Source organism: Kitasatospora sp. NPDC056800, from assembly GCF_042789775.1.
GTDB lineage: Bacteria > Actinomycetota > Actinomycetes > Streptomycetales > Streptomycetaceae > Kitasatospora.
Window position 1 is genome coordinate 1 of the sequence record NZ_JBHUAL010000286.1, and the last position, 9,547, is coordinate 9,547.

Sequence of the window (9,547 nt, forward strand, 5' to 3'; positions counted from 1 at the left end):
CTGCGGGACCACCCCGCAGCCGGCGCCGGGCCGGCCATCTCCACGACGAAACAAACCAGTTGATCGACAAGCTGGTAGCCGCGTGCCGGCTCCCCTCGCGGAACAGGCTCAGCCCCAGAACTCCCGCAGGGCGGCGTTGACGGCGGCGGGCTCCTGGGTGTGCGGGTAGTAGCCGGGCACCCGCAGGAGGCGGCCGCCGAGAGAGTCCGTGAGGGACTCGGCCACGGCCACGAGGGGGAGCCCCACGTGCTCGCGGTACGCGGCCGGCGCGTGCTCCCAGGTTCCGCAGATCACCAGGACCGGCAGGGCGGCGCGCCGGATCGGCTCCAGGGGGATCCGCGCCTCCCAGACGGGCCGTTCCCCCATGGAGGTGGCGACGGCACGGAGCCGGCGCGGCGTGGGCTCGGGCATGGCCATCCCCAGGCCTTCGGTGGACGCCCGCAGGTACTGCTCCGGCGTGACGTCGTCCGGGATGCCCGGGGCGCCGTCGCGCACCCGGTCGAGGAGTTCGGCGACGACCGGGTGGTGCGCGGCGGCGGTGAAGGCGGAGGGCTGGACGAGGGCGAGGGAGCGGACGAGGTCGGGTCGGCGCGCGGCGGCGATGAGCGCGGCGACGGCGCCGTTGCCGTGCCCCACGAGGTGGGCGCCGCCGAACCCCGCGGCGGAGGCCCCGTCGCCGAGAAGCCCCTCGATGTCCTGGGCGTCGACGTCGAAGTCGCTGCGCGCGGTGTCCGGGCTGTCGCCGTAGCCCCGGCGGTCCATCAGGAGGAGCCGCCGGCTGTCCGCGAGGGGCCGCTGCCCGGCGAACCCGTACGCGGGGTCGCTGCCCCAGGTGAAGATGTTGTGGACGAAGAGGGCGGGGACGGCCGCCGGGGCCGCCGGGGCCTCCGAAGCTGTCGGGGCGCGGCCTCCGCCGAGCCGGTCGCGGTCATCCCAGACGGTCACGTGCACGGCTGCCATGGGGCATCCTCCCGAAGCCGAGGAACGTCAACTCCCGTGAGCCTAGACCTCGATCCACTGTTGGCGCCTGTGCCGGAGTGCCACGGGGCAGCGTGCCGTGCGGCGCGGGGAGGCGTGCGCGTGCGGTGGGCACTCGGCCAACCCGCCCGGCGTCCGGTAGATTCTGCGCCCGGTTGATCGGCACACGAAGTGGCCGGGTGCCGTGGGTTCGACGCAGGGGGGCGACGGGTGCGGAGCGGGGACGGGCGTGTGGGGGGTCTGCTGGAGTGCTGGCGGGCCGTTGAGTTGTTCAGTCCGCCGCCGATTCCGGAGGTGCCGCGCAAGCGTCGGGCGGGTCGCCCTCGGGCGTCGGACGCGGTCGTCGTCGATGTGACGCCGGCGGCCGGGCAGGCGGCGGTGCTGTTGCCGTGGGCGCCGGAGCACCCGGAGACGGCGGCGCGGCGGGCACCGCGGGGGATGGTGTGGCGGCACGAGGTGTACGGCGGGGTGTACGACCTGGAACTGCTGCGCCAGGCGATGATCGCCGTGCTGCCGGAGGGGACCGACCCGGACCCGGGGGTGCCGGACGAGGAGTTGGTGCTGTCGGGCAGGAGCGCGATGTTCGCGCTGGTCCTGGACGAGCACGGGCGGCCGGTCGAGGACACCTCGGTGGTCTCCGCGTGCGGCTGGGCGGCGGGTCGGCTCTTCGACCCGGGGCCGTCGGTGGCCGGGTGGCTGGACGGGTTCGAGGAGTTGGGGGAGGCGTTCGAGGTCGCGGTGGGGCGGCTGACCGCCACGCCGATCCCGTACGCGCCGGGGCCCTCGCCGCTGCCGAACCCGGTGACCGAGGGGGAGGAGGCCGTCCGCGGCTGGCGGCAGCTGATCGCGGAGATCCTGGGCGGCGCGGCGGTGGCGGCGGTCGGTGCGCTGTTCGGCGAGGTCGCCGGGGCGGCGGTGCGCGGGGCGACGGAGCCGCTGGTGCGGCGCGTCGCGGACTGGTCGGCGGCCCGCCGTCCGGACGAGGAGAGCGCGACGGGGGAGCCCGCGCCCGTGCCGCCGGAGCCGTCCGCTGACGAAGTGGCGCGGGACACCGGCCCGCGCCCGGTCGGGCTCGCCGACCTGGTCGCCCTGACCGCCCAGATCGCCCACCTCTGCGGCGTCGAGGAGCACCTGGACCCGCGGGTGATCCGGGTCCGCAGCCGGCTGGTCCACCGCCCGCGCGACCCGAAGGCCAAGCCCGCCGCCGCGCAGCCGTTCCTCAACAGCCTGCTGCCGCCCGACCTGGCCCGGGTCCGCGCCGCGCTCGACGCCGGCCTCGGCCCGGCGCTGGAGGCCTACCTGACCGGCCGCCGGGACATCCCGGTCGGCGCCCGCACCGATCTGCGCGAGGACCGGCTCACCGTCCTCGACGGCGTCCACCCGGCCCTCGTCCCCGCCGGGCGCTGGCCCGCCAAGGCGCGGTACCCGCTCGCGCTGAGCCAGCAGTTCGCGGTCGACCGCATGCTCGCCGACCGCACAGCCGCGGACGCCGACGCCGGCGGCCTGTTCTCCGTCAACGGCCCGCCCGGCACCGGCAAGACCACCATGCTGCGCGACCTCGTCGCGGCCCTGGTGGTCGAACGCGCCGCCGTGATGGCCGGCTACCGGCGGCCCGAGGAGGCGCTCGTCGGCCGCCCCTGGCGGGGCAAGGACCGCCAGGGCGTCCACGCGCGCTTCGTCTCCGCCCTCGACCCGCGGCTCACCGGCCGCGAGATCGTGGTGACCTCCTCGAACAACGGCGCCGTGGAGAACATCACCGCCGAACTGCCCGGCGCCGACGCCCTGGACGAGCACTGGCACGACGGCCCCGACCACTTCTCCGACCTCGCCTCCGCCCTGCTCGGCGGCGCCCCCGCCTGGGGGCTGGTCGCCGCCGTGCTCGGCAACAAGTCCAACCGGACGAGGTTCACCGAGCGCTTCTGGTGGGGCCGGCTGCCCGAGGACGAGACCGCCGCCCGCGACGCCGCCGGGCTCCCGCCGCTGCGCGGCATGAACGCCGTCCTCGGCGACTGGGTCCCGCCCAGCGTGCCCAGACCGGCCCGCACCCCGAGCGACCGCCGCGCCGCCCCGGGCACCGGTACGGCCGAGGCCACGACCGCACCCGCCGCCGCACCCACCGTCCCCGCCACGCCCGCCGCCCCCGCCCAGCCCGTCCCCTCCTGGCCCGAGGCCGTCGCCGCCTTCAAGGCCGCCCAGGCCGAGGTCGAGCGCCTGCGCGCCGAACGCGTCCGTCTCGCCGCCGCTCTGGCGGAGACGGCCTCGGGCGAGGCCCAGCACCGCCTCGACGCCCTGCGCGCCGCCATCGCCCGCGCCGACGACCGTGCGGCGGCCGCCGAGGCCCGCCAGGTCGTCGCCGGCACGGCCGTCGAGACGGCCCGCACCGCCACCCGTGCCGCCGAGGCCGCCCACCGGGGCGCGGTCGAGCGCGTCCCCCGGGCCCGCGAGGCCCTCGCCGACGCCCGGGCCGCGCTGGCCGCCGCCCGCGAGCACGCCGACGGGTACCGCCGGCAGGTCGACGTGCTGACGGCCCTGCACGACGAGCCGCCCGGCGCCCAGCCGGGCCTGCGGGCCGGGCTGCGCCGGCTGTTCCGGAGCGGCGCCGAACGCGAGGCCGCCGAGCAGCACCGCGAACAGAGCCGGGGCGAACTCCTCGCCCAACTCGTCCAGCAGCGCACCGTGTTGGAGGCCGCCCACGCCCACATCGCCCGTTGCGCCCAGGCCGAGGACGCCGCGGCCGACCTGAATACCCGCTCCACCTCGGCCGTCACCGAAGCCGAGGCGGCCGCCGGCCGCGCCCGCGCCCAGGAGGCCGCCGCCCGAGCCGCGGAGTCCACGGCCCGTACGGACGCCGAGCGGGCCCGGCAGGAGGCGTGGGCCGCCCGGCGCGAGCTGGAGGGCGCCACCGCCGAACTCGACGCCGCCCACCGGGCCCTGCGCGCGGCCGCCGCCGACCTCCCGTCCCTGCCCCTCGACTGGCCGCGGCTCCCCGACCACGAGCAGGAACTCGGCGCCCCCTGGGCCGACGAGGCCTGGAGTACCGCCCGCAGCGACCTGTTCCTGCGCGCCCTCGACCTGCACCGCGCCCTCGTCGCCAACACCGCGAAGCGGATCCGCGGCAACCTCCAGGTCCTGGTGGAGCTCATGGCCGGCAACAGCGGGCCCGTCCCCGAGGAGCAGGTCCTGCAGGCCTGGCAGACCCTCTTCCTCCTCGTCCCCGTCGTCTCCACCACCTTCTCCTCCATCGGCAGCATGTTCGCCCGCCTCGGCCAGGGCTCCATCGGTTGGATCCTCGTCGACGAGGCCGGCCAGGCCACCCCGCAGGCCGCCGTCGGCGCCCTCTGGCGGGCCCGCCGCGCCGTCCTCGTCGGCGACCCGCTCCAGCTCGAACCCGTCGTCACCATGCCGACCGCCCTGCAGCGCCGACTCCTGCTCGCGTACGGCGTGGACGAGGAATGGCTGCCCTCGGCGACCTCCGCCCAGGCCGTCGCCGACCGCGTCAACCGCTACGGCACCTACCTGCCCGCGCCCACCGGCGCGGAGGAGGACACCGTCTGGGTCGGCTCACCGCTGCGCGTCCACCGCCGCTGCGAGGAGCCCATGTTCACCGTCAGCAACGAGGTCGCGTACGGCGGCCTCATGGTCCACGGCGCCCACCCCCAGCCCTTCCCCGACCCCGACCACGACGGCCTCCTCCCCAGCCGCTGGCTCGACACCCCCGACCCCGACCGCCCCGCCGACGCCCCCTGGGGCGAGCGCGACCGCCGCGCCCTCACGTTCCTCCTGGGCCGCCTCGACCACCACGGCGTCACCGTGGAACGCCTGCGGATCATCGCCCCCTTCCGCGCCCTCGTCGCCGAGGCCCGCGAAACCTGCCGCACGCTCCCCGGCTGGACGGCCGAACTGCTCGACGAGCGCTGCGCCACCGTCCACAAGGCCCAGGGCAAGGAGGCCGACGTCGTGATCCTGCTCCTCGGCGCGGGCCGCCCCGGCGCCCGCGCCTGGGCCGCCGGCACCCCGCACCTCCTGAACGTCGCCGCCAGCCGCGCCAAACGCCGCCTCTACGTCATCGGCGACCGCGCCCTGTGGGCCCCGCTGCTCCACTTCGACGTCCTGGCCGCCGAAGTCCCCGCCTACGACCACGTCCACGACCGCGCCACCTGGCCCCTCGACGGCCCCGCCGGCTGACCCCGGCACCTGCGGGGAGGAGACGGACGTGCGGGCGCGGGGGGGGGGGGTGGGGGGGGGGGGGGGGGGGGTGGCGGTGGTGGTGTTGGTGGGGCGGGGGGGGGTGCTGGGGGTGGGGGGGGCGCGGTTTAGGGGTTTGGGCCCCCTACCCCCCGCTGCCCCGGAACGCTCAGCGGTACCAGGTACGGATCGCGGCCGCGGTCTCCCGGACGTCGGCGTCGCCGGCCCGGATCCGGGCGGCCAGCTCGACGGCCTGCTTGGGCTCGGCGGTGACGATGACGCCGGAGGCGCTGAGGTAGGAGGCGGCGACCACGGCGGCGAAGTGCTCGTTGGCGGAGTCCAGCGCCGGGACGCGGATCAGCTGGTGCATCAGGGCTGCCGCGCGCTGGTGCGCGGCCCCGTACACCGGTACCTCCATGACGGTGTCGGCGTGCCGGGCGACGGCGGCGGCGAGGGTGCCGTAGTCGGTGACGTCCGGGTCGCTCGGCAGGAACTGGTGGGCGATGTCGAGCAGCCAGGCCCGGTCGATCCGGAGGATCACGCGGCGTCCGCCTCGGCGGCGCGGGTGCTCAGGGGATACGGCCCGAACTCCTCCTCGAAGGCGGGCCCCCAGGTCTGGGCGAAGTGCGCCGCGGCGGTCAGGAACCGTTCCCTCCGCTCGTCCGCCTCCTCGGCCAGCACCTTGCGCGCGTAGTCCGGCAGGCTCATCCCGGCGGCCTCCGCGCGCTGCTCCAGGGCCTCGTGCACGGTGTCGTCCAGTCGGACGTTCAACTGCTTCATACCGGCGAGCGTAGCGACTGGTAGGGGGTGCTACAAGAGCAGCGCCGACAGCGGGCCCCCGCGCCCGGGTGTCAGAACACCGGGGGACGCCCCAGTCGGGTCATCCGCCAGACCGTGGCCCAGCGCATCGGGCGGCGGGGTGGGCACGGGGTGCGGACGCCCTCCAGGAAGCCGGAGTACCAGGCGCGCAGTCCGGCGGCGGGTGGGCGGCGGGAGAGGGTGTAGACCGACCAGGAGGCGAGGTGCGGCGGGACCAGGACGGCGGGCAGTCGGCGTTTGGCCGGCCAGACGCGGTTGCGGGCCGTCAGCCGGTAGTAGGCGGCGTGCCGGGCGGGCTTGGTCCGGGGGTGTTGGAGCAGGAGGTCGGCCCGGTAGCGGATCGACCAGCCGGCGTCGAGGACGCGCCAGGCGAAGTCCGTCTCCTCGTGGGCGTAGAAGAACCGTGAGGGGAAGCCGCCGACCCGGTCGATGGCGCTCATCCGGATCGCGTGGCCGCCGCCCAGGAAGGTGGTCACCTCGCCGGAGCGCAGGGCGCCGGAGGAGCCCGGGCGCGGGACGTGGCGGCGCTGGGTGTGCCCCGTCCCGTCGGCGACACGGAAGCCGACGACGCCGAGGAGCCGCTCCCGCTCGAAGGCCTCCCGGACCAGCCGGAAGGTGTCGGTGCGGGGGAGCAGGCCGTCGTCGTCCAGGTTCACCACCACGTCCACGCCGCCGAGTTCGCGCAGCCGCCGGGCGCCGAGGTTGCGGCCGCCGGGGATGCCGAGGTTCTCCGGCAGTTCCACCGCGTCGACCCAGTCCGGGAGCGGCGGCAGCCGCACGCCCTGCCCGATCACCACGACCCGGGCGGCCTCGCCCTCCTGGGCGGCCACCGAGTCGAGGAGCGCGCCCAGCTCCCGGGGCCGGTCGCCCATCGTCAGTACCACCACGCCCAGCCTGAGGCCCATCCGCACCCGCTTCCGTCGAGGAATCCCGCAGATCCGGTGCAACGACCGGCCCGGCTCGGAGGTCACGTACGGATGGGAGCGAATGTTGGTATGGAGGCGAACGCCTGGAAGAAACCGTTCGTTCGGTTTTTCGGGCGCGGGAGGCGGTGCGCCGGAGGCCGATCCACCGGGGCGGCCGAGGCGTGCGGTCACCCACGGGGCGGTGGGGCCTGACGGGGTGTGGGGAGGGGGAGTGGTTGGCGGGATTCCTCGGCATCGTCTTGTCGGTCGTGGGTGGGGCGAAGCTAAGATACGGGGTGTTTGGTTTTGTTTTCCGGGAGCTCAGGGCGGGGTGGTTTCGGTGGTACGGCAGGAACGGGCGCTCCGGACACGTCGGCTGATCCTGGAGGCGGCGGCCTCGGTCTTCGACGAGTTCGGGTACGAGGGCGCGACCATCGGCGAGGTGGTCTCCCGGGCCGGTGTGACGCGCGGTGCGGTGTATTTCCATTTCGCCTCGAAGCGCGATCTGGCGCAGGGCGTGGTGGAGGAGCAGTTCGTCCAGGACGGAGTTCCCGAACGGAGCTGCAAGCTCCAGGAGTTCGTGGACACCGGGATGGTGGTGGCGTACCTGATGCCGCGCGACCCGCTGCTCAGCGCGGGTGCCCGGCTGTCGCTCGGGCAGGACCTCTTCGACGATCTGGGCGGCGGTGCCATCCCCGGCTGGATCAGCCGGTTCGAGGCGCTGCTGGTCGCGGCCGGCGAGCGCGGCGAGCTGCTCCCGCACGTCGTGCCGGCGGACACCGCGTGGCTGCTCGTCGCCGCGTGGACGGGGGTGCAGATCCAGTCCCAGAAGCTCTGCGGCCGGGCCGACCTGGAGCTGCGGGTGTCCGCGCTGTACCAGCACCTGATGCCGAGCATCGCGGTGCCGGGCGTGCTCGGCTCGCTGCAGATGGGGCCGAACCGCGGTGCCCAGGTGGTGGCCGAGGCGGCGGCGGCCCGTGCGGCGGCGGAGGGCGACTCGGAGGGCGGAGACCTCGACGGCGGTCCGGATGGTGCGGGCGGCGCCGTGCGCGCCGAGGTGCAGACGGAGGTCGGGGTGGGCTGACGGCGGCTCACCGCCCGACCCACCTGCGGGAATCCGGGTGGGCGAGGGCGGCGGGGGCGGGCGAATCGGCGGCGACGGGACCACGGGGGTCCGGCGCCGCCTTTGTTTTGCCCGGGCCCGGTCACGCGGCGCGGCGGTGGCACTGCCGAGGGTGGCGGGCCGCAACGTCCGCGCAAAACAAACAGCACGTTCGGTTTTGTATTGACAAACCGCGCGTCCTGTTTTTCACTGGTAGCAGTTGACCCAGGGTGTCGACCCGGGTGCCGGCCGTGGCCGTGGAGGCTGCGGCGTTCCGTGTGATTGGGGTGGTCATCGTGGAAATTCGGGTGCTCGGGGCGCTGGACGTCCGGGTGTGCGGGATATCGGTGGTGCCGTCGGCGCCGAAGCCGCGGCAGGTGCTGGGACTGCTGGCGCTGCGGGCGGACCAGGTGGTGTCGGCCGGGGTGCTGGCCGACGAGCTGTGGTCCGGCCGTCCGCCGCGCAGCGCACGCACCACCGTGCAGACGTACGTGCTCCAGCTGCGCGACCTCATCGACCGGGCGCTCGCGACGGCCGGTACGGCGCGGGGGGTGTCCTGCGCCAAGGACGTCCTGGTGACCTCGCCGGGCGGCTACATGCTCAACAGCGGCGGCGGACTGACGGACCTCCGGGAGTTCGAGCGCCTGGCCGGCACCGGCTACCGGGCGATGGACGGCGAGGACTACCCGGGGGCGGCCCGGCTGCTCGGCGAGGCGCTCGCGCTGTGGCGCGGGCCGGCCTTCGCGGACGTCCCGGTCGGCGGCCAACTTGCCGTCGAGGCGCGGCGGTTGGAGGAGACCCGGCTCTGCGCGCTGGACCAGCGGATCGAGGCCGACCTGCGCCTCGGCCGGCACCGGGTGCTGCTCGCCGAACTCACCGTCCTGGTCGACCGCTACCGCACCCACGAGAGCCTGCACGGCCAGTACATGGTCGCGCTGCACCGCTCCGGCCGCCGGGGCGAGGCGCTGGAGGCCTACCAGCGCCTGCGGAACACCCTGGTAAGGGAGTTGGGCATGGAGCCCTCGGTCGGACTGCGGCGGCTCCAGCGCTCCATCCTGCTCGCCGGTCCCGAGCGTGTATCCGAGCGCGGGTTGGAGCGCGGGTCGGAGCGTGCGGCGGATCGCGAGCCCGCCGGTGTGGCCGTCGGTGCGGCCGCCGGGCCGGAGGCGGCGGCCCGGTTCAGCCGGGCCGGCTGAACCGGCCGGTTGTCCGGGTCGTGGGCCGGGCCGTCCCGGTCGGTGTCGCATCGGCGGCACCGGCCGCGGACGGCCGTCGGAGGCCGCGGCGTCCGTCGTGGGGCGGCCGCGGTCTGGTCGGAACCTGCTTGTCGTTGTGAGGGGTTGTGGGACGGGTGGTCCAGGAGAGGTCGGAACGGACGCGCGGGCGGCTGGTGGAGGCGGGGGCGGCACTGTTCGACCGCCGCGGCTACGCCGGCGCCACCCTCGGCGAGATCGCCGCGGCCGCCGGGGTGACGAAGGGGGCGCTGTACTTCCACTTCGCCTCCAAGGAGGAGCTGGCCAGAGCGGTGTCCGCGCAGGCCGAACGCTCACTGCGGTCG

The 9,547-nt window shown here is 75.7% G+C and carries 8 protein-coding genes; 4 read left to right on the forward strand and 4 right to left on the reverse strand.

Annotated features, from left to right (window positions below; all coding sequences use genetic code 11):
• Window positions 1-108: 108 nt before the first annotated feature.
• A complete protein-coding gene (locus tag ACFRQN_RS37995; RefSeq protein ID WP_380745156.1) occupies window positions 109-960 on the reverse strand; it encodes an alpha/beta fold hydrolase in 852 nt (283 codons plus the stop codon).
• 369 nt (window positions 961-1,329) lie between these two features.
• Between ACFRQN_RS37995 and ACFRQN_RS38000 the strand changes: the two genes are divergently transcribed.
• A complete protein-coding gene (locus tag ACFRQN_RS38000) occupies window positions 1,330-5,163 on the forward strand; it encodes a DEAD/DEAH box helicase (RefSeq protein ID WP_380745158.1) in 3,834 nt (1,277 codons plus the stop codon).
• 169 nt (window positions 5,164-5,332) lie between these two features.
• Here the strand turns inward: ACFRQN_RS38000 and ACFRQN_RS38005 are convergent, their stop codons facing one another.
• The 3 genes from ACFRQN_RS38005 to ACFRQN_RS38015 form a co-directional block, all read right to left on the reverse strand.
• The gene (locus tag ACFRQN_RS38005) at window positions 5,333-5,704 is read right to left on the reverse strand and encodes a fic family toxin-antitoxin system, toxin component (protein ID WP_074002898.1); all 372 of its coding nucleotides are present in this window, start codon (window positions 5,702-5,704) and stop codon (window positions 5,333-5,335) included.
• Window positions 5,701-5,943, reverse strand: a complete 243-nt coding sequence (locus tag ACFRQN_RS38010) for a plasmid mobilization protein (RefSeq protein WP_143204553.1) — start codon at window positions 5,941-5,943, stop codon at window positions 5,701-5,703. Before ACFRQN_RS38010 ends, ACFRQN_RS38005 begins: the two co-directional genes overlap by 4 nt.
• A 71-nt stretch (window positions 5,944-6,014) precedes the next feature.
• Complete coding sequence (locus ACFRQN_RS38015) at window positions 6,015-6,887, reverse strand: glycosyltransferase family 2 protein (protein ID WP_380745160.1); 873 nt, start codon at window positions 6,885-6,887, stop codon at window positions 6,015-6,017.
• A gap of 340 nt (window positions 6,888-7,227) precedes the next feature.
• Between ACFRQN_RS38015 and ACFRQN_RS38020 the strand changes: the two genes are divergently transcribed.
• The 3 genes from ACFRQN_RS38020 to ACFRQN_RS38030 form a co-directional block, all read left to right on the forward strand.
• Window positions 7,228-7,971, forward strand: a complete 744-nt coding sequence (locus ACFRQN_RS38020) for a ScbR family autoregulator-binding transcription factor (protein ID WP_063780342.1) — start codon at window positions 7,228-7,230, stop codon at window positions 7,969-7,971.
• 314 nt (window positions 7,972-8,285) lie between these two features.
• Window positions 8,286-9,185: a BTAD domain-containing putative transcriptional regulator gene (locus ACFRQN_RS38025; protein WP_380745163.1), complete on the forward strand. Its 900-nt coding sequence runs from the start codon at window positions 8,286-8,288 to the stop codon at window positions 9,183-9,185.
• A 155-nt stretch (window positions 9,186-9,340) separates the two neighbouring features.
• On the forward strand, window positions 9,341-9,547 hold a 207-nt coding region (locus ACFRQN_RS38030), incomplete at its 3' end, for a TetR family transcriptional regulator (RefSeq protein WP_380745165.1).

Bases quoted from the DNA above. Each gene is read 5' to 3' on its own strand.
- ACFRQN_RS37995 (WP_380745156.1), bottom strand. From the start codon at position 960: ATGGCAGCCGTGCACGTGACCGTCTGGGATGACCGCGACCGGCTCGGC.
- ACFRQN_RS38010 (WP_143204553.1), bottom strand. From the start codon at position 5,943: ATGAAGCAGTTGAACGTCCGACTGGACGACACCGTGCACGAGGCCCTG.
- ACFRQN_RS38015 (WP_380745160.1), bottom strand. From the start codon at position 6,887: ATGGGCCTCAGGCTGGGCGTGGTGGTACTGACGATGGGCGACCGGCCC.